The organism is Aquipuribacter nitratireducens, assembly GCF_037860835.1.
Lineage (GTDB): Bacteria > Actinomycetota > Actinomycetes > Actinomycetales > JBBAYJ01 > Aquipuribacter > Aquipuribacter nitratireducens.
This window is the reverse complement of sequence record NZ_JBBEOG010000012.1, coordinates 19865-40099: the sequence shown is the minus strand read 5'-3', so window position 1 is coordinate 40099 and position 20235 is coordinate 19865. Positions and strand designations below refer to the sequence as shown.

The following is a 20235-nucleotide window of genomic DNA, read 5'->3' as shown; positions in this document are numbered from 1 at the left end:
GGGCGGTCGTCCTCTCGGGTCGGAGCGCGTCAGATCGCGCGCGTCGACGCGCGCGCGACGAGCTCGGTCGGCAGCCGGACGTGGGTCGCACGCTCCTCGCCGCTGCCGTCGAGCAGGTGGAGCAGGAGCTCGACCGCCTCGCGTCCCATGCGCTGCATCGGCTGCGCGACGGTGGTGAGGGGCGGGCGCGACAGGGCCGACTCGGGCACGTTGTCGAAGCCGACGACGGAGACGTCCTCCGGCACGCGCAGCCCGAGCTCGAGCGCGACCTCGACGGCGGCGAGCGCCGAGGTGTCGTTCGCGGCGAACAGCGCGGTGGGGCGCTCAGGGAGGCTGAGCAGCTCGCGGGCGGGCCCGGTCGCGGTGTCGCTGGCGTAGCCGCCGACCCGCACGAGCGCCGGGTCGACCGTGACGCCCGCCGCCTGCAGCGCCTGCCGGTAGCCGAGCTCGCGCAGCCGCGACGACTCGAGGTCGGGACGACCGCCGAGGTGGCCGATGCGCCGGTGCCCCAGCGCGAGGAGGTGCTCGACGGCGAGGACCGCGCCCGCGAGGTTGTCGGAGTCGACGGTCGGCATGTCCGCCGGACCGGTGTGGGGGTCGATCGCGACGACGGGGACCCCGCCGTCCGGGTCGACGACGGTCGGCGTCACGAGGACCGCGCCGTCGATGAGGGTCCCCGACAGCCGCGACAGGTAGCGCTTCTCCCACCCGACCTCGCTGCCGTGGCGGCCGCCGCCGGAGTACGCGAGCAGCTCGTAGCCCGTGCCGGCGATGGCCGCCGAGGCGCCCTTGAGGATCTCCGTGCTGAAGGGTTCGAACTCCGCGACGAGGATCCCGACCACGTTGGTGCGGTGGCTGCGCAGGCTCCTCGCCACGAGGCTCGACTCGTAGCCGAGGGTGTCGATGACCTGCTGCACGCGCTCGGTGGTCGCGGCGGCCACCCCGTAGCGGCCGTTGATGACCTTCGACACCGTCGCGACCGACACCCCGGCGGTCCGGGCGACGTCGGTGATGGTCACCCGGCCAGCGCTCACGGCTGCACCCTAGCGCTACTAAAACGTTATCGATAACGATTGACATCGATTCGGATGAGTGTGCAACCTAACCCCGACAGCACCTGTCGACGTGGACAAGGGATGGAACATGACGAGGAACCGCACCCTCTTCGCCGCCGCGGCCCTGGGCCTCAGCGCCACGCTCGTGGCCGCCTGCGGTGGCGACGACGCAACGACCGCCGGAGGTGGCGCCAGCGAGGCCGCCGGGGGCAGCAGTGGCGAGGACGTCACGCTGACGTGGTGGCACAACGGCAACAACGACCCCGCCCTCGGCTACTGGCAGGGGATCGCTGACGAGTACGAGGCGCAGAACCCCAACGTCTCCATCGAGATCAGCGCCCTGCAGAACGAGGACCTGCGCACGCGCCTCACGGCCGCGCTGCAGTCCAACGACCCGCCCGACCTGTTCCAGCAGTGGGGCGGCGGCGAGATGCAGCAGCAGGTCGAGTCCGGCCTGCTCATGGACCTCACCGACGAGATCCCCGACGCGATCGAGCCCGTCGGTGGCTCCGCGGCCGGCTGGACCGTCGACGACCGGGTGTACGGCCTGCCGTTCTCCCTCGGCGTCGTGGGCGTCTGGTACAACCAGGCGCTCTTCGAGGAGGCGGGCATCAGCGAGACCCCCGAGACCCTCGAGGAGTTCCTCTCCGTCACCGCGCAGCTGAAGGACGCCGGTATCACGCCGGTCGCCGTCGGCGCCGCCGACAAGTGGCCGGCCGCCCACTGGTGGTACTACGCCGCGGTCCGCGAGTGCGACCAGGACACGCTCGAGGAGGCCGGCCAGACCTTCGACTTCTCCGACCCGTGCTTCGTGCGCGCCGGCGAGGTCGTCCAGGAGATCGTCGAGGCCGAGCCGTTCAACGAGGGCTACCTCGGCACGTCCGCCCAGCAGGGCGCGACGAGCTCCGCGGGCCTCCTCGCGACCGGCGAGGTCGCCATGGAGCTCATGGGCCACTGGAACCCCAGCGTCATGGAGGGGCTCACCGAGGACGGCACGGGCCTCGGCGAGGACCTCGGCTGGTTCCCGTTCCCGACGACCGACGGCGAGGGCGACCCCACCGCGGCCCTCGGTGGCGGTGACGGCTTCTCCTGCTCGGCGCAGGCGCCGCCGGAGTGCGCGGACTTCCTCGCCTTCGTCATGAGCCCGGAGAACCAGGAGGGCTTCGGCGGCACCGGCATCGGCATCCCGACCGTCGCCGGCACGCAGGAGGCGGTCGCCGACGAGAACCTCGCGGTCCTCGCCGACTACCGCGACGAGGCGCCGTACGTCCAGCTGTACCTCGACACCGCCTACGGCCCCAACGTCGGAGGCGCCCTCAACGACGCCGTCGCCCTCCTCTTCGCGGGCGAGGCGACCCCCGAGGACGTCGTCGAGGCGGTCGAGGCCGCCGCCGCCACGCAGTGACGGCTGTGCCGACTCACACCCCGGTGACCCCCGGCCGCGCGACCGCGCGGCCGGGGGGCCCGGCCCGGGCCCGGCGCGGGTCGACGGGCAACGACTGGCGCAGGCGTGCCGAGGTCGCCCTGCTCGTGCTCCCGGCCCTCGCGCTGTTCCTCACGTTCGTCCTCGTCCCGATGGTCCAGGCCGCGTACTACAGCCTCTTCAACTGGAACGGGCTGGAGGCGCTCGACGACTTCATCGGGTTCGGGAACTACTCCCTCGCCCTCGGCGACCCCGTGTTCCGGGACGCGATCGGGCACAACCTGCTCATCGTCGTCCTGTCGATCCTCATCCAGCTCCCGCTCGGGCTGGGGATCGCGCTGCTGCTCAACCGCGACATCCGCGGCCGCGGGGTCCTGCGGACGCTGATCTTCGTGCCGTACGTCCTCGCCGAGGTCGTCGCCGGGGTCATCTGGCTCCTGATGCTCCAGCCGAACGGTGTCGTCGACGAGGCGATGGCCTCGGTCGGGCTCGGCGGCCTCCGCCAGCTGTGGCTCGGCGACCCCGACGTCGTCCTGTTCACGCTCATGGTCGTGCTGACGTGGAAGTACGTCGGCTTCGCGATCATCCTGTTCCTCGCCGGCCTCCAGGGCGTCCCGCAGGAGCTGCACGAGGCGGCCGCCCTCGACGGCGCCTCCTGGTGGCAGACGCAGTGGAACATCACCATCCCCCTGCTCGGGCCCACCATCCGGATCTGGGTCTTCCTGTCGATGATCGGCTCGCTGCAGCTGTTCGACATGGTGTGGATCATGACCGGCGGCGGCCCGGCGAACGCGAGCAGCACGATGGTCACCTACCTGATCTCGCAGGGCTTCGAGCGGTTCCGCTTCGGCTACGGCAGCGCCGTCGCCGTCATCCTCTTCGCGGTCTCGTTCCTGCTCGCCATCACCTACCAGCAGCTCGTCATGCGACGCGACACCGCGCCGACGAGCGGGAGAGTGCGATGAGCGCCACCGACCAGCGTCCCGACACCCGCGCCTCCGACGGGCACCGCTCCGGCGGCGGACCCGCGGGCACGCTCGACCGGGCCCCGCGCCGCCGCCTCGGCGTCTCGACCGTCGCCGTCTACCTCGTGGCCGCGGTCGTCACCGTCGCGACCCTCGCCCCGGTCGTGTACGCCGTCCTCGGCGCCTTCCGCTCCACGGGGCAGATCACGGCGGACCCCGTCGGGCTGCCGGACCCGTGGATCAGCGACAACTACGTCGCCGTCCTCACCTCGGACACGTTCTGGCGCCAGGCGCTCAACTCGACCGTCGTCGCGACGCTCACGACCGTCATCGCGGTCGGCCTCGGTGTCATGGCCGCCTACGCCCTGTCGCGCTACCAGTTCCGTGGCCGTGAGGCGCTCTACACGTTCTTCACCCTCGGGCTGCTCTTCCCGCTGACCGTCGCGATCCTCCCGCTGTTCCTCCTGCTGCGGCAGATGCAACTGACGGACACGACGCTCGGGGTCGCGCTGCCGCAGGCGGCGTTCGCCCTGCCCATGACGGTCGTCATCCTCCGGCCGTTCCTGCGGGCGCTGCCGGACGAGCTGGAGGACGCCGCGCTCGTCGACGGCTGCGGCCGGCTCGGCTTCTTCTGGCGCATCGCGCTGCCGCTGTCGGGGCCCGGGCTCATCACGGTCGGGGTCCTCGCCTTCGTCCAGTCGTGGAACGCCTACCTGCTGCCCCTGCTCGTGCTCGGCAGCCCGGACGCGTACACGCTCCCGCTGGGGGTCGCGACGTTCTCCACGCAGTACACGCAGGACACCGCCGCGGTCCTCGCCTTCACGTCGCTGGCGATGGTCCCCGCCCTGGTGTTCTTCCTCCTCGCTCAACGCCGCATCGTCGGTGGGCTCACCGGGGCGGTGAAGGGATGACGCACGTGCTCGGTGCACCGACGACGACGGAGCCGGCCTCGGACCGGGTCCGCGACCTCCTGGGACGTATGACGCTCGAGGAGAAGCTCGGGCAGCTCGTCGGGCTCTGGATCGGGGCGGGCGCCGACGGCGGCGACGTCGTCGCGCCCCTGCAGGACGCCATGGTCGGCGACGTGCCGCCGGAGCTCGACGGGTTCGCCGTCCACGGGCTCGGTCACCTCACGCGGGTGTTCGGCACGAAGCCGCTCGCGCCGGCGGCGGGCCGCAAGGTCCTGCGCAACGCGCAGCGCTGGCTGCAGCAGAACACCCGCCTCGGGATCCCCGCGATCGCCCACGAGGAGTGCCTCACCGGCCTCGCCGCGTGGCAGGCGACGACCTTCCCGACGCCGCTCGCGTGGGGGGCGAGCTTCGACGCCGACCTCGTGCGGGAGATGGGCCGCGCGATCGGCGAGAGCATGGCCGCCCTGGGCGTCCACCAGGGCCTGGCGCCCGTCCTCGACGTCGTGCGCGACGCGCGCTGGGGACGGGTCGAGGAGTGCATCGGCGAGGACCCGTTCCTCGTCGGCGAGGTCGGCACCGCGTACGTGCAGGGCCTGCAGGACACCGGCGTCGTCGCGACCCTCAAGCACTTCGTCGGGTACTCCGCCTCGCGCGCCGGTCGCAACCTCGCCCCCGTGCACGCCGGGCCGCGGGAGATCGCCGACGTCCTGCTGGTCCCCTTCGAGATGGCCGTCCTCGACGGCGGCGTCCGTTCGGTCATGCACTCCTACGCCGAGGTCGACGGGGTCCCGGTCGCGGCCGACCCGCGGCTGCTGACGGGCCTGCTGCGGGAGCGGTGGGGCTTCGACGGCACGCTGGTGGCCGACTACTTCGGCGTCGCGTTCCTCCACACCCTGCACGGCGTGGCCGCCGATCTCGGCGACGCCGCCGCGCAGGCGCTGGAGGCCGGGGTCGACGTCGAGCTGCCGACGGGCAACGCCTACCTCGCGCCGCTCGCGGAGCAGGTGCGTGCGGGCCGGGTGCCGGAGGCCCTCGTCGACCGGGCGGTCGTGCGCGTCCTGCGGCAGAAGGAGGAGCTCGGGCTGCTCGACGCCGACTTCGTCGACGACGGCCGTGACAGCGACGTGGACCTCGACCCGCCGGCTCACCGGGAGCTCGCCGCGCGGCTGGCGGAGGAGTCCGTCGTGCTGCTGGCGAACGACGGGGTGCTGCCGCTCCGGCCGCGCGCGCACGTCGCGGTGATCGGCCCGAACGCCGACCGGCACGAGGCGCTGTTCGGCTGCTACTCCTTCGTCAACCACGTCCTCGCGCACCACCCGGGCACGGCCACGGGGATCGAGGCGCCGACCGTGCTCGCCGCGCTGCGCGACGAGCTCCTCTCGACGCACGTGTCCTACGCCCGCGGCTGCGCGGTCGACGACGACGACCGTTCGCAGCTCGCGTCGGCGGTCGCCACCGCGCAGGGGGCCGACGTCGCCGTCCTCGTGGTGGGTGACCAGGCCGGGCTCTTCGGGCGCGGCACGGTGGGAGAGGGCTGCGACCGCGACGACCTCGAGCTGCCGGGCGTCCAGCGCGACCTCGTCGAGGCGGTCCTCGCGACCGGCACGCCCGTCGTCCTCGTCCTCGTCACCGGTCGGCCGTACGCGATCGGCTGGGCGGTCGAGCGGTGCGCCGCCGTCGTGCAGGCCTTCTTCCCCGGCCAGGAGGGTGCGGCCGCGGTCGCGGGCGTCCTGTCCGGTCGCGTCAACCCCTCCGGGCGTCTCCCGGTCAGCCTGCCCCGCTCCGCCGGTGCCCAACCCGCGTCGTACCTGCACCCGACCCTCGGAGGGGCGTCGTCGGTGAGCAACGTCGAGACCGCGCCGGTGCTGCCGTTCGGGCACGGGCTGTCGTACACGACGTTCGCCCACGACGCGCTCGACGTGCCCGCCCAGGTCCCCACCGGCGGCCGCCTGGACGTCTCGGTCCGGGTGCGCAACACGGGCGAGCGCGCCGGGACGGAGGTCGTCCAGCTGTACGCCCGCGACCTGGTCGCGTCCGTCACCCGGCCCGTCGCCCAGCTCCTGGGCTGGGCGCGCGTGCCGCTGGCGCCGGGGGAGTCCGCCGTCGTCCACCTGCAGGTGCCGACGACCCGGCTCGCGCTGTCCGACCGTCGCATGCACCGCGTCGTCGAGCCCGGCGACGTCGAGCTGTGGGTCGGCACGCCCGTCGAGCGGCGGGTCTGCGCCCGCGTCGAGCTCGTCGGCGGGGTCCACGAGGTCGGCACGGGCGACGAGCGCCTGTCGACGTCGCGCGTCGAGCGCGGCGCACCGGCGGGGGAGGGCTGAGCCAGGGAAGCGGGACCAGCACCAGCACCACCAACGGCGGAACCGGTACCGAGTCGCAAGGGAGCGATCGATGCAGCTGTCACGCGCACGCGTGAGGACATGGGGGGCGGCACTGCTCGTCCTCGTCGTGGCGGGGGGCCTCGCGGGCCCCGCCACAGGAGCGGGCACCACGTCGGCGGGCGACGAGCCCGTCGTCGTCAGCACCGACTTCGAGGACGGCACCACGGGACCGTGGGTGCAGAACGGGGACGCGACCCTGTCCGTCGTCGACGACGGCGAGGGCGGCAACGCGCTGCTCGTCGCGGGCCGGGTCAACGACTACGACGGCATCAAGAGCCCTCCCGGGCTCCTCGAGCCGGGCGCGAGCTACACCTTCTCGATGCGCGTGCGGCTCGCTCCCGGCACCGCCGGCAGCGCAGGGGTCCGCCTCGTCGTCGAGCCCGCCTACACGTGGGTCGGCAACTCGACGATGACCGCGGACGCGTGGACGACCGTCAGCGGCACGTACACCGTGCCCGCCGACGGCGACAGCGCCACCCAGCGCGTCTACATCGGCACCGGCGCCCTCGCCGGGCCCTACGACTACCTCGTCGACGACGTCGTCATCACCGGCGGGCCGACCGGTCCCGACGTCGAGACCGTCACGTCCCTCGACTTCGACGCCGACTCGTTCGAGCCGTGGACGCAGAGCGGGTCGCCGACGCTGACGTTCGTCGACGCCGCCGGGGCCGACGGGAGCGCCGGTCGCGCCCTCAGCATCACGCGCACCGCGGACTTCGACGGCATCCAGTCCCCGCTCGGCCTCCTCGAGGCCGACCGCGAGTACGCGTTCTCGCTGCGGGCCCGCCTGCCCGAGGGCGCCAGCGGCAGCGCAGGCGTGCGCCTCGTGCTCAAGCCGGCCTACACCTGGGTCGCGAGCGGCACCGTCGACGCGACGGGCTGGACGACGATCACCGGCACCTACACGCTGCCCGCCGACGTCGACCCCGCCGAGACGCAGCTCTACGTCGGCACGGAGGACACCGGCTCGACCTACACCGTGCTCGTCGACGACGTCGTCGTCACCGCCGCAGCCGAGGACTCCGGCGACCCCGACGGTCCCGTCGGTCCCGGCCTGCAGACCTCCTTCGAGGACGGTCTCGACGGCTGGGTGCCGCGCGGTGACGGCGACGGCGACCCGACGCTCGCCGTGACGACCGACTACGCGGCCACCGGCACCCGGTCGGCGCTCGTGAGCGGGCGCAGCAGCCAGGGCGACGGCATCGGCCGCGACGTCACGGGCCTCATGACCACGGGCACCACCTACGAGATCACCGCGCAGGTGCGCTTCGCGCCCGGCGCCACGGCGGACGACGTCTGGCTCAGCATGCAGCGCACCGGCGGCGGGGCCACCTCCTTCGACACCGTGGGGCAGTTCGCCGGCGTCACCTCGGCCGGCTGGACCCGGGTGAGCGCCACCTACCAGGTGCCGACCGCGGACTCGCTCTTCGTCTACTTCGAGACCGCCTACCCCGACGGCTCGGCGGGCAGCTTCCTCGTCGACGACGTCGCGATCACCCCGCTCGAGGCGCCGGAGATCCAGGACGTCACCCCGATCCAGGACACCGTCCCGTGGCCGGTCGGGGTCGCCATCGACCAGCGCGAGACCACCGGCCCCGCGGCGGAGCTGCTCACCCGGCACTTCGACCAGGTGAGCGCCGAGAACCACATGAAGCCGGAGGCCTGGTACTCCGGCAGCGGGCCGGAGACGTTCCGCCTCCACCCGCAGGCGGAGGCGATCATGGACTTCGCCGTGCAGGAGGACCTGCGCGTGTACGGCCACGTCCTCGTGTGGCACAGCCAGACGCCGGCGTGGTTCTTCCAGGCCGCGGACGGCTCGCCGCTCACGACGAGCGAGGCCGACAAGCAGGTGCTGCGCGAGCGGATGCGGACGCACGTCTTCTCCGTCGCCGAGACGCTGGCGGACGACTACGGGCCCTTCGGCAGCGAGGGGAACCCCCTCGTCGCCTGGGACGTCGTCAACGAGGTCATCTCGGACTCCGGGGAGTTCTCCGACGGCATGCGCCGCAGCGAGTGGTACCGGGTCCTCGGTGAGGAGTTCGTCGACCTCGCGTTCGTCTACGCCGACGAGGCGTTCAACGACGTCTACGCGGCGGAGGGCGTCGACCGCCCCGTCACCCTCTTCATCAACGACTACAACACGGAGCTGTCGGGCAAGCAGGCGCGCTACCGGGCGCTCGTGGAGCGGCTGCTCGCCCGCGAGGTGCCGATCGACGGCGTGGGGCACCAGTTCCACGTCAGCCTCTCGCTGCCCGTCCAGGCGCTGGAGGACGCGATCCTCGCCTTCGACGACCTGCCCCTCACCCAGGTCGTCACCGAGCTCGACGTCACGACCGGCACCCCGGTCACCGAGGCGCTGCTCGTCGACCAGGGCTACTACTACCGCGACGCCTTCCGGATCTTCCGCGAGCAGGCCGACGAGCTGTACGCGGTGACGATCTGGGGCCTGACCGACGGGCGCAGCTGGCGCGCGGCCAACGGCGACCCGCTGCTGTTCGACGACGGCCTGCAGGCGAAGCCCGCGTACTACGGCGTCGTCGACGGGGAGCTGTCCGCCCGGCAGCGCTCGGCCTTCGTCTTCGCCGGTGACGTGCCGCTCGACGGCGAGGCCGTCGGCTCCCCGGTCTGGGACCGCCTGCCGCTGCTGCCGGTGGAGGACGTCGCGGCCTTCCAGCTGCGCTGGGAGCCGGACCACCTCACCGCCTACGTCACCGTCGCCGACACCACCGCGTCGGCCCAGGACGAGGTGACGTTCGTCGTCGGCGACAGCTCGTACGTCGTCGCTCGGGACGGGTCCACCGACGCCTCCGGCGTCCGGGCGGTCGCGGCGGAGGTCGACGGCGGCTACGTGCTCGTCGTCCACCTGCCGCTGTCCGGTGCGGCGGAGGGCGACCTCGTGTCCTTCGACGCGGTCGTCACCGACGACGGCACCGACACGGCGTGGAACGAGCCGGGCGCGCTCGGCACGCTCACGCTCGTGGAGCCGCTGTCGTTCACGCAGGCCGTCGAGGCCGTCCCGGTCGCCCCGACCGTCGACGGCGACGTCGACGACGTGTGGTCCGACGCCCAGGTCGTCACGACCGACACGCAGGTCTCGGGCACCGGCGGGGCCACCGCCGCCGTCCGCACCCTGTGGCAGGGCCAGACCCTCTACGTGCTCGCCGAGGTGAGCGACGACGAGGTCGACACGACCGGATCGGACCCGTGGCAGCAGGACTCCGTCGAGATCTTCCTCGACGCGGGGAACGTCAAGAACGGGCCCTACCGCTACGACGACACGCAGGTCCGCGTCAGCGCGGAGAACGTCGTGTCGTTCGGGACCGGTGACGAGGGCTTCCAGGCCGACCGGCTCGAGAGCGCGACGACGGTCGTCGACGGCGGGTACGTCGTCGAGGCCGCGGTCAGCCTCCTCGAGTACGGCGGGCTCGGTACCTTCCACGGCTTCGACGTCCAGGTGAACGACGCCGCGGACGGGGCCCGCACGGGTATCCGGACGTGGGCGGACCCGACCGGCGCCGGCTACCAGACGACTGCCCGCTGGGGCGTCCTGGAGCTCGTCGGGCCGGCGTTCGTCCCCGACCCCGCGGTCGAGGTCGGCTCGTGGCTCGTGGCGGCGGGCGGCACGCTCGACCTCTCCGTGTCCGGCTTCGTGCCGGGCAGCGAGGTCGAGGTCGTCCTGCGCGACGAGCGCGGCGGGGCCCCGTCCGAGGTCGTCGTCGCGACGGTGACGGCCGGACCCGACGGCAGCGCGACGGTCGCCGCGGTGGTGCCTCAGGACGTGCGGAAGGGACCGCACACCCTGCTGGTGCGCTCCGGTGACCTCGTCGCCGGGCTCGACCGCGACGTCGTCGTCCGCGGTGGGCCGGCGGGTCGGGGCCCGCGCTGATCCCCGGTCCCGCGCCCGGGGCACTCCGGGCGCGGGACCGGCTCCACCCCGGCGCCGTCTGTCTGCGTTTCTGTCGACGTTCGCGCCGTCTGTCTGCGTTTCTGTCGACGTTCGCGCCGTCTGCGTGTCCGTGTCGGCGGGGTCAGGCGTCGTCGGTGCGCCGGACCGGTACCGACGGCGCCGTCTCCGGCATCCGGAGCGCGGCCACGCCGGCGACCGCGACCACACACGCGCTCACGGCGAAGGCGAGCGGGTAGCCGCTCACGTCGACGAGCGCGCCGGCGGCGAGCGGCCCGACGACGGCACCGAGGTCGCTGGCCATCTGCAGGGCGGCGACGCGTCCGCCCGTACGGCCGACGTCGGCGACCAGGGCACCCGGTGCGCTCGCGAGGAAGGCGGCGCCGACGCCGAACCCGGCCATGGCGACCGCGGCGACGACGAGGCCGGGCACGCCCGTCGCGGGGACGGCGAGGAGCCCGACGAACCCGGCCGCCACCCAGGACCCGAGCAGCAGGGCCGGACGGCGCCCGCGGGTGTCCGCGAGCCCGCCGGCGAACCGCAGCGTCAGACCCTGCGCGACCGCCCCCAGGAGCAGGACGACCCCCGCGACGGTCGCGGTCCCGCCGATGTCGACGACGTAGAGGGTGACGAGGGAGTTGCGGACGCCGAACAGCATCCAGCCGACGCCGAGGTTCGCGACCAGCGCCACGGCGAGGACGGGGTGGCCGAGCAGGCGACGGGTCGCCCGCAGGCGCTCGGGCAGCGGCACCGCCTCCCGCGCCACGGGCTCGGCGGGAGGGGGAGAGGGCAGCCCCAGCTGCGCGACGAGCGCGGCGACGACGAGGGACGCGGCGTACACGAGAAACGGCAGCCACACCGCCACGTCCGTCAGGAGCCCACCGAAGGCCGGGCCGACCATGCCGCCGAGGAGGAAGCCGCCCTGGAACGTCGCCGTCGCCCGGGCCCGGGCGTGCTCCGGTGCGACGCGCAGCAGCAGGGTGACCGCCGCGATGGTGAAGGCGGCCGAGCCGACCCCGCCGACCGCACGCAGCGCGATGAAGACGGCGAACGACGGCGCGAACCCCGCGGCCCCGGTCGTGACCGCGACGACCAGGACGCCGACGACGAGGACGGGCCGCTCCCCGAAGCGCGTGACGAGGCGGCCGCCCAGCGGCCCGGTGACGAAGCGGAAGAACGCGAAGGCGCTGACGGCGAGCCCGACCGCCGTGGCGCCGACCCCGAAGGAGTCGGCGAACAGCACGATCGCCGGGACGACGACGCCGAAGCCGAGGGCGACGACGAACGCGACCGCCCCCAGCACCCACACCGGCCGCGGCAGGGACGGGGCGGGGGCGGCCGGCACGGGCGCACGCTAACCCGCTCCGGGCGCGTGGGGCCTTGTCGGCACGTGGGCCGAGCGCCGACACTGCGCCGTGACCACCCGCGGGTTCACCGGCCGTCCCCGTCGCAGCGACCCCCGTCTCCCGCCCGGCCAGTACGACGTCGGTGACGACTGGCCCGTCCTCACGGCCGAGGTGACGCCCGGGGTCGACCTGGCGACGTGGCGCCTCGTCGTCGACGGTGCCGTGGGGCAGCCGTCGAGCTGGTCGTGGGACGAGCTGCACGCCCTGCCTGTCGAGCGCGTCGACACCGACATCCACTGCGTGACGACGTGGTCGAAGCTCGGCACCTCGTTCACCGGCGTGCGCGTCGACCACCTCCTCGCCGCCGCCGGGCCGCTGCCGGCGGCGACGCACGTCCTCGCCCGCTCCGTCACCGGGTACACGACGAACCTCCCGCTGGCCGACGTCACCGGCGGCCGGGCGTGGGCCGTGTGGGAGCACGAGGGGCGGCCGCTGCCGGTCCCGCACGGGGGTCCCGTGCGCCTGCTCGTGCCCCACCTGTACTTCTGGAAGAGCGCGAAGTGGCTCGAGCGGCTCACGCTCCTCACCGCCGACGAACCCGGCTTCTGGGAGCGCTACGGCTACCACGACCGGGGTGACCCGTGGCAGCAGCAGCGCTACCAGGGCGACTGACGTGACGCCGACCCCCGGGTCCGTCGCCCCGACCGGCGGCTGGCGCAGCGCCCGCGTCGCCGCGGTGGACCGGCCCGGTCCCGCCGCGGTCCGGCTGCGCCTCGACGTCGCCGACCGGGTGAGCCACCTGCCCGGCCAGCACTACGTCGTCCGGCTGACGGCACCCGACGGGTACACCGCCTCCCGGTCCTACTCCGTCGCCTCCGCCCCGGGCGACCCCCTCGTCGAGCTCTACGTCGAGCGACTGGTCGACGGCGAGGTGTCCGGCTACCTCGCCGACGTCCTCGAGCCCGGCGACGAGCTCGAGGTCCGCGGACCCGTCGGCGGCTGGTTCGTGTGGGACGGGACGACGCCCGCGCTCGCCGTCGGAGGCGGCTCCGGTGTCGTGCCGCTGGTCTCCATGCTCCGTCACGCCCGCGACACCGGCCGGCCCGAGCTGCTCTGCCTCGTCGGCGCCGCGCGGACCGCCGCGTCCCTGCCGTACGCGGAGGAGATGCTGGACGGCTGCACCCTCGTCGCGCTGTCGCAGGAGGACTCGCCCGCGGGTCGGCCGGCGGGCCGCCTGCGCGCGGCGGACCTCGCCCCGCTCGTCGACGGGCGCGACGCCGGCTTCGTCTGCGGGTCCGCCGGCTTCGCCGAGACCGCGAGCCAGGCGCTCGTCGCCGCGGGCATGCCGGCCGACCGGGTGCGCGTCGAGCGGTTCGGCCCGAGCGGCTGAGCCGTCCGGGGCACCCGGTTCGACACCTCGGACCGATCTGGTCCACCATGTGACCGTTATGGTCACCACCCACACCGATCCGGTCCGCGGTTCGTGGCGCGGCGTCCGCCCCTCGCAGGAGGAGATCGACGCGGCCATCGTCGACACCGCCGCCGAGGTCTTCGCCCGTCACGGCTTCGCCGGCACGTCGGTGCAGCAGGTCGCCGACGCCGTCGGGTACTCCAAGACCGGCCTGCTGCGACGCGTCACCTCCAAGCAGGCGCTGTACGACGCCGTCATCGACCACGTCGAGGCCTACGTGGTCGACCTCGGCGGCGGCGGCACCACGCCGACCGGCGACGCGGGGCGACGGGCCTTCCTGCGCCGCGTCGCCACCGTCGCCTTCGCCCACCCGGGGGTCGTCCTCCTCGTCCTCGAGGCGCTCCGCACCCCCGCCGAGTTCCCCCGCTCCGACCGGCTGCACGAGCTCGCCACGCAGCTCCTGGACGACGTGGTCGCCGAGCTCGACGCCCCCGAGGACCGGCTGCGTGCCGTCCTCGCCCTCCAGCTCGTCGCCAACGCGGCCCTGCTCCCGCTCGACCCCAACGCCCCGCTCGGCGACCTCGCCGCCGCCGAGGTCCACGACGTCGCGGTCGAGTCCGCGCTCGCCGTGCTCGCCCCTGCCCGGTCCTGACCCTCCCGCACCCGAGGACTGCCGTGTCGTCGTTCCTCTACGCCTTCGGGCGCTTCGCCCACCGCCGCTGGCGCGCCGTCCTGCTCGTGTGGCTCCTCGTCGTCGCCGCCGCCGGCGGGGCCGCCGCCCTGCTGTCGCAGGGCACGACGACCTCGCTGTCGATCCCCGGCACGGAGTCCCAGGCCGCGCTCGACCGGCTCGACGCGACGTTCCCGCAGGTGAGCGGCTCCTCGGTCCAGCTCGTCGGGGTCGCGACCGACGGGGTCGTCGACGACCCCGCGGTGCTCGAGGCCGTGGCCGGGCTCGTCGACGACCTCGAGGAGCTCGACGAGGTGAGCGCGGTGGCCTCCCCGCTCGCCGAGGACGGGAGCCTGCTCCCCGACGCGTCGGGGCAGGTCTCCGCGGACGGCGACACCCTCCTCCTCACCGCCCAGCTCGACGTGGGCCGCGACGCCGTGACCCCGGACCTCACCGACGCCGTCCTCGACCTCGCCGAGGCCAACGGCACACCCGCCGTCACCTGGACCGCCGGCGGGGACGCCTTCGGCGCGGGCACGCCCACGCTCGGCGCCACGGAGCTCGTGGGGCTCGGGGTCGCCGCGGTCGTCCTCACCCTCACGCTCGGGTCCCTGCTCGCCGCCGGCATGCCGATCCTCACCGCCCTCGTCGGGGTGGGGACGGCCATGGCCCTCGTGTTCGCCGCCACCGCCGTCGTCGACCTGTCGAGCACCGCCCCGCTGCTCGCGGTGATGATCGGCATCGCGGTCGGCATCGACTACGCGCTCTTCGTCCTCGCCCGGCACCGCGACCAGCTCGGCGAGGGCATGGACCCCGAGGAGTCCGCCGGACGCGCCGTCGCGACCGCCGGCTCCGCCGTCGTCTTCGCCGGCCTCACCGTCATGATCGCGCTGGCCGGGCTCGCGGTGGCCCGCATCCCCTTCCTCACCGTCATGGGCGTCACCGCCGTCCTCGCCGTCGCGGTGGCCGTCGTCGTCGCGCTCACGCTGCTGCCGGCGATCACGGGTCTGCTCGGGGCGCGGCTCGCGCCCCGGGCGCCGCGGCCCTCGCGGCGCGGGCGGGCGCGCGGTCCCCGCCGGCCCGGGGCCGTCGCCATGCGGTGGGTGCGGGCGGTCACGCGGTGGCCCGTCGTCACGGTCGTCGTCATGACCGTCGGCCTGCTCGCCGCGGCCGTGCCCGCCCTCGACCTGCGTCTCGCCCTGCCGGACGCCGGGTCCGCCGAGCGCGGCACCCCCGCGCGCGAGACGTACGACCTGCTGAGCGAGGAGTTCGGGCCGGGCTTCAACGGCCCTCTCATCGTGACCGCCGACATCGTCGCGAGCACCGACCCGCTCGGCCTCGTCGAGGCGGTCGCCGAGGACGTCCGCGGTCTCGACGGCGTCGCCGCGGTCCCGGTCGCGACCCCGAACGCGGGCGCCGACACCATGATCGTCCAGGTGGTGCCCCAGGGCGGACCCGCGTCCGACGAGACCCGGCAGCTCGTGCAGGACCTCCGGGACCTCCGCCCGGCGATCGAGGCGGAGCACGGGGTCAGCATCGCGGTGACCGGCGCGACCGCGGTCGCCATCGACATCTCCGACCTGCTGATGCGGGCGCTGCTGCCGTTCGTCGTGCTCGTCGTCGGGCTGTCGCTCGTCCTGCTCGCCATGGTGTTCCGCTCGGTGTGGGTGCCGGTCAAGGCCGCGGTCGGCTACCTGCTGTCGATCGGGGCGGCGCTGGGCGCCGTCGTGGCGGTCTACCAGTGGGGCTGGCTCGAAGGCCCGCTCCACACCGTCAGCACGGGGCCGGTCATCAGCTTCATGCCGATCCTGCTGCTCGGGATCCTCTTCGGGCTCGCCATGGACTACGAGGTGTTCCTCGTCTCGCGCATGCGGGAGCACCACGTCCACGGCGAGGGCGCCCGCACGGCGGTGAGGACCGGCTTCGCCTCGGCCGGCAAGGTGGTCGCGGCGGCCGCGGTCATCATGTTCGCCGTCTTCGCCGCGTTCGTGCCCGAGGGCGACGCGACCCTCCAGCCGATCGCCCTCGGTCTCGCCGTCGGCGTGTTCGTCGACGCGTTCCTCGTCCGGATGACCCTCGTGCCGGCGGTCATGACGCTGCTGGGGGAGCGCGCGTGGTGGTTGCCGCGGTGGCTGGACCGGCTGCTGCCGTCGTTCGACGTCGAGGGCGAGGGCATCGCCCACCAGCTCCGGCTCGCCGACTGGCCGGCGCCCGACGCCGGCCCCGGCGTGTACGCCGCGGGGCTCGAGGTCCGCGACCCGAGGGACGGGGCGTCGCTCCTCGACCCGCTGACGGCGTTCGCGGCGCCGGGCACCCTGCTCGTCGCCGAGGGCGAGCACCCGGTCGCGCGGACCGCGCTCGCGCTCGTCCTCGCCGGGCGCACCCGGCCGTCGAGCGGCGACGTCAAGGTCGCGGGGGCCGTCCTCCCGCAGCAGGCCGGTGCCGTCCGCCGAGCCGTCGCGCTCGTCCGCGTCGTCGACGAGCCCGACCCCGTCGCCGCCGTCCTCGCCGGCGTCGCCGGCCGTCGACCCGCCCGGGTCGTCGTCGTCGAGAACCTCGAGCACGCGCCCGGCGAGACCCGGCAGGGCGTCGTCGACGCCCTCGCGGCCGCGTGCCGCGTGCACGGTGCGACCGCCGTCGTCACGGTGTCGACCGCGGCCGCCGCCCGCCTCGTCCTGCCGGACGACGTGGGCGTCGACCGCGTCCCCGTCGCGGCCTCCGGCCCGCTGCCGTCCGGCTCCGGCGGCCCGGCCGGTGCGTCGTCCGTCCCGCCCGACCCGTCAGCCCGGCCCGCGCACGCCGCGGCGCTCGTGGCCGGAGGTACCCGCCCGTGACCCGACCCACCGCTGTCCGTTCCGCGACCCCCCGCCTCACGACCCTCGCCGGGCTCGCGCTCGTGCCCGCCGTCGTCGCCGGCGCCCTGGCGTGGGGCCTCCACGACCCCGTCGCCGACCTCGACGCCGTCGAGGCCGCCGTCGTCAACCTCGACGAGCCCGTGACGGTCGACGGGCAGTACACGCCGCTGGGCCGGCAGGTCGTCGCCGCCCTCACCGCGGGCGTCGGCATCGACGGCGAGCCCCTGTCGACCGAGGGGCCCGAGCTCACGTGGACCCTCACCGACGCCCCAGGCGCCGACGCAGGGCTCGGCGACGGCAGGTACGCCGCCGTCGTGACGATCCCCGAGGAGTTCTCCGCCGCGGCTACCTCCCTGGCCGGCGACGACGCGTCGGAGGCGGTCACCGCCACGCTCGACGTCCGCACCTCCGACACCGGGCCGGTCGCCGACGGGGTCGTCGCCGGGCTCGTCGGCACCGTCGTCGCCGACACGCTCGGGCAGGAGCTGACGAACGCGGTGCTCGACGGGCTCTACGTCGGCTTCGGTGACGTCGCGACCTCCCTCGGCGACGCCGCCGACGGCGCCGGGGAGCTCGGCGACGGCACGCACCAGCTCGCCGACGGGCTCGGCGCCACGGACGACGGCGCCGGGCAGCTCGCCGACGGGCTCGACGAGCTGAGCAGCGGCACCACCGGGCTCGCCGACGGCGCCGGCCGGCTCGCCGCGGGCGCCCGGGCGGGCGCCGACGGGGCCGGGCAGCTCGCCGACGGGCTGGGCGCGCTCAGCAGCGGCACGTCCCGCCTCGCCACCGGCACCGACGAGCTCGCCTCCGGGGCCCGTGCAGGCGCTGCCGGAGCGGGTGAGCTCGCCGCGGGGATCAGGCGCATCGCCGACGGGACGAGCGGCCTCCCGGACGACGCCCGCGCCCTCGCCGCCGGGGCCGACCAGGTCGCCGACGGCAGCGAGGAGCTGGCCACGCAGCTGGGGCTGCTCGCCGCCGGGGTGGACACGGCCGCCGACGGCACCGAGGAGCTCGGCGCCGGTGCCGGCGCACTCGCCGCGGGCACCGGGGCCGTGGACGCCGGCGTGCAGGAGCTGGCGACCGGCGCCGCCGGCGTCCGCGACCTCCTCGCGGGCGAGCTGAGCGCGTGCCACGCGGATCCCGCCGCGGACTGCGCGGGCCTCGAGACAGCGCTCACCGCGGCGACCTCCCTCGCCACCGGGGCCGACGACCTCGCCGCGGAGACCCCGGCCCTGGCCGGTGGCGCGGCCGAGCTCGTCGCCGGCGTCGACCCGCTCGCCGCCGGACTGCGCGAGGCCGCCGACGGGGCCGCAGCCGCGGCCGCCGGCACCGAGGAGCTCGCCGGCGGTGCCCGCCAGGTCGCCACCGGCACCGACGCCCTCGCCGCCGGCCTGCCCGCCCTCGTCGACGGCATCGGGCGGACCGCGGACGGCGCCCGCCGGCTGGCGGCCGGGTCCGACGCGCTCGCCGGCGGGGTCGGCGAGCTCGCCACCGGCGCCGACGGGCTCGCCGACGGGGCGCGGCGCTCCGCCGACGGGGCGCAGCAGCTGGCGTCCGGCTCCGACCGGCTCGCCGACGGCGTCGACGAGCTGGCGTCCGGCGCCGGGCAGCTCGCCGACGGGGCCCGTCGGTCCGCCGACGGGGCGGGGCAGCTCGCCGACGGCACCGGGCAGCTCGCCTCCGGTGCCTCCGAGCTCGCCGCCGGCACCGACGAGCTCGCGACGGGTCTGCGGGAGGGGGCCGGCCAGGTGCCGGTCTACGACGCGACCGAGCGGGAGCAGCTCACGGGCGTCGCCGCCCAGCCCGTCACCGCGAGCACCGACGGGACCGGCGGCGCGGTCGAGCGGGCGCTCGCCTACCTCGCGGCCCTCGCCCTCGGCGTCGCCGCGCTCGTCACCTTCCTCCTCCTGCGGGCCGTGCCCGTCCGGGCCGTCAGCAGCCGGGCCGGCTCGGTCGCGCTCGCGGTGCGGGCCTTCGCGCCCGCCGCGCTCGTCGCCCTCGCGCAGGCGCCCCTCGTGGCGGCGGTGCTCGGCGCGGCGCTCGACCTCGGCATGGGGCGCACCGGGCTCCTGGCGGTCGTGCTGGCGGTCGTGGGGCTCGCGCTCGCCGCCACCAACCAGGCGCTGGTCGCGTGGCTCGGCGGGGCCGGACGGCTGGTCTCGCTCGCGCTCCTCGCCGTGAGCGTGCCGGTCGCGCTCGTCGGCACGGCGCCGGAGGCGTTCCGCGCCCTCGTGGCGTGGACCCCGATCGCCCCCGCCGCGGACGCGCTGCGCGCGGTCGTCCTCGGCGGCTCGGGCGGGACCGCCGTCGCCGCCCTCGTGGTGTGGGTGCTCGCCGGGCTCGGCGCGACCGTCCTCGCCGTCGTGCGGGAGCGGCGCGTGGGTCCCGGCCGCCTCGCCCGGCTGTCGGCGGGCTGACCCGCGCGTGACCCGGCGCGGGCGGTCGACCCCCTGGGGTGGTCGCCCCGACCGTGGGAGGATCGGGCGTCGACGGATCGTGAGCTCCGCCCGCCCCGACCCCGGGAGGCCCCCGTGCCCACCGCCCAGCACGTCGCGCTCGTCGCCCACGACAACATGAAGGTCGAGCTGCTCCGCTGGGCCGGCCACAACCGGGGAACCCTGTCGGCGCACCACCTGTACGCCACGGGCACGACCGGCACGATGCTGGAGTTCGAGCTCGGCCTGCCGGTGCACCGGTTCATGTCCGGGCCGATCGGCGGCGACCAGCAGATCGGTGCCAAGATCGCCGAGGGGGTCATCGACCTCCTCGTCTTCTTCTGGGACCCCCTCGAGGCGCAGCCCCACGACCCCGACGTGCGCGCGCTGCTCCGTCTCGGCGTCGTGTGGAACGTCCCGATGGCGTGCAACACCGCCTCGGCGGACCTCCTCATCTCCTCACCGCTCTTCGGCGGGGAGTACGAGAGGCACCGCCCGGACTACGGCCAGCGCAGCGCCCCCTGACCCACCGACCCCGGCCGTACGCTGCCGCCATGGCGTTCGACTTCTTCTTCCAGCCGGTCGCACTGCTGCTGTGGCTGGTCGTCGTCGCCCTCGTCCTCTTCGGCGTCTACTGGACGATCCGGCTCGCCATCCGCCACGAGCGCGAGCACGAGCGCCGCAGCGGACCCGGGCACCCCGGTCCGCCGCCGCGCTGACCACATGCCCACGACCCCTGCGGCCCAGCGGTTGTCGCTCCGGATCGGCGCGTTCCGGCGCTGTGACCCCTGCGGCACAGTGGTTGTAGCGCCGGATCGGACCCCTCCGGCGCTCCTCTCCCTGCGGCACAGCGGTTGTGGCCCAACGGGCGGC

Annotated in this window: 14 protein-coding genes; 12 read left to right on the top strand and 2 right to left on the bottom strand. The window is 75.1% G+C overall.

The window, feature by feature from the left end:
- Nucleotides 1-29: 29 nt before the first annotated feature.
- Complete coding sequence (locus WAB14_RS17040; protein ID WP_340271538.1) at nucleotides 30-1034, bottom strand: LacI family DNA-binding transcriptional regulator; 1005 nt, start codon at nucleotides 1032-1034, stop codon at nucleotides 30-32.
- Between the two features lie 109 nt (nucleotides 1035-1143).
- Here WAB14_RS17040 and WAB14_RS17035 point away from each other — a divergent pair, with 109 nt between their 5' ends.
- From WAB14_RS17035 to WAB14_RS17015, 5 genes are all read left to right on the top strand, one after another.
- Nucleotides 1144-2460, top strand: a complete 1317-nt coding sequence (locus WAB14_RS17035; protein ID WP_340271537.1) for an ABC transporter substrate-binding protein — start codon at nucleotides 1144-1146, stop codon at nucleotides 2458-2460.
- 5 nt (nucleotides 2461-2465) lie between these two features.
- Nucleotides 2466-3443, top strand: a complete 978-nt coding sequence (locus WAB14_RS17030) for a carbohydrate ABC transporter permease (RefSeq protein WP_340271536.1) — start codon at nucleotides 2466-2468, stop codon at nucleotides 3441-3443.
- Nucleotides 3440-4354, top strand: a complete 915-nt coding sequence (locus WAB14_RS17025; protein ID WP_340271535.1) for a carbohydrate ABC transporter permease — start codon at nucleotides 3440-3442, stop codon at nucleotides 4352-4354. Before WAB14_RS17030 ends, WAB14_RS17025 begins: the two co-directional genes overlap by 4 nt.
- Nucleotides 4351-6678, top strand: coding sequence for a beta-xylosidase/alpha-l-arabinosidase (locus WAB14_RS17020; RefSeq protein WP_340271534.1), 2328 nt, complete (start codon nucleotides 4351-4353; stop codon nucleotides 6676-6678). The genes WAB14_RS17025 and WAB14_RS17020 overlap by 4 nt, the downstream gene beginning before the upstream one ends.
- Nucleotides 6679-6769: 91 nt before the next feature.
- Nucleotides 6770-10624 (top strand): endo-1,4-beta-xylanase, encoded by a 3855-nt coding sequence (locus WAB14_RS17015; RefSeq protein WP_340271533.1) that lies wholly within the window; start codon nucleotides 6770-6772, stop codon nucleotides 10622-10624.
- Between the two features lie 142 nt (nucleotides 10625-10766).
- Here the strand turns inward: WAB14_RS17015 and WAB14_RS17010 are convergent, their stop codons facing one another.
- A complete protein-coding gene (locus WAB14_RS17010) occupies nucleotides 10767-11987 on the bottom strand; it encodes an MFS transporter (protein ID WP_340271532.1) in 1221 nt (406 codons plus the stop codon).
- Nucleotides 11988-12057: 70 nt separating this feature from the next.
- On the opposite strand from WAB14_RS17010, the gene WAB14_RS17005 reads away from it, so the two are divergent.
- The 7 genes from WAB14_RS17005 (at nucleotide 12058) to WAB14_RS16975 (ending at nucleotide 20081) form a co-directional block, all read left to right on the top strand.
- The gene (locus tag WAB14_RS17005) at nucleotides 12058-12660 is read left to right on the top strand and encodes a molybdopterin-dependent oxidoreductase (protein WP_340271531.1); all 603 of its coding nucleotides are present in this window, start codon (nucleotides 12058-12060) and stop codon (nucleotides 12658-12660) included.
- A 1-nt stretch (nucleotide 12661) separates the two neighbouring features.
- Nucleotides 12662-13378 carry an FAD-binding oxidoreductase gene (locus WAB14_RS17000; RefSeq protein ID WP_340271530.1) on the top strand — a complete coding sequence of 239 codons (717 nt, stop codon included), beginning with the start codon at nucleotides 12662-12664 and terminating at the stop codon, nucleotides 13376-13378.
- A 58-nt stretch (nucleotides 13379-13436) separates the two neighbouring features.
- Nucleotides 13437-14051 (top strand): TetR/AcrR family transcriptional regulator, encoded by a 615-nt coding sequence (locus WAB14_RS16995; RefSeq protein ID WP_340271529.1) that lies wholly within the window; start codon nucleotides 13437-13439, stop codon nucleotides 14049-14051.
- A gap of 23 nt (nucleotides 14052-14074) precedes the next feature.
- Nucleotides 14075-16903 carry an MMPL family transporter gene (locus WAB14_RS16990; RefSeq protein WP_340271528.1) on the top strand — a complete coding sequence of 943 codons (2829 nt, stop codon included), beginning with the start codon at nucleotides 14075-14077 and terminating at the stop codon, nucleotides 16901-16903.
- Entirely contained in the window at nucleotides 16900-19344 is a 2445-nt protein-coding gene (locus WAB14_RS16985) for a YhgE/Pip domain-containing protein (protein WP_340271527.1), read from the top strand. Before WAB14_RS16990 ends, WAB14_RS16985 begins: the two co-directional genes overlap by 4 nt.
- Before the next feature lie 114 nt (nucleotides 19345-19458).
- Nucleotides 19459-19887, top strand: coding sequence for a methylglyoxal synthase (locus WAB14_RS16980; protein WP_340271526.1), 429 nt, complete (start codon nucleotides 19459-19461; stop codon nucleotides 19885-19887).
- Nucleotides 19888-19916: 29 nt separating this feature from the next.
- Nucleotides 19917-20081, top strand: coding sequence for a hypothetical protein (locus tag WAB14_RS16975; protein ID WP_340271525.1), 165 nt, complete (start codon nucleotides 19917-19919; stop codon nucleotides 20079-20081).
- The last annotated feature ends 154 nt before the right edge of the window (nucleotides 20082-20235 follow it).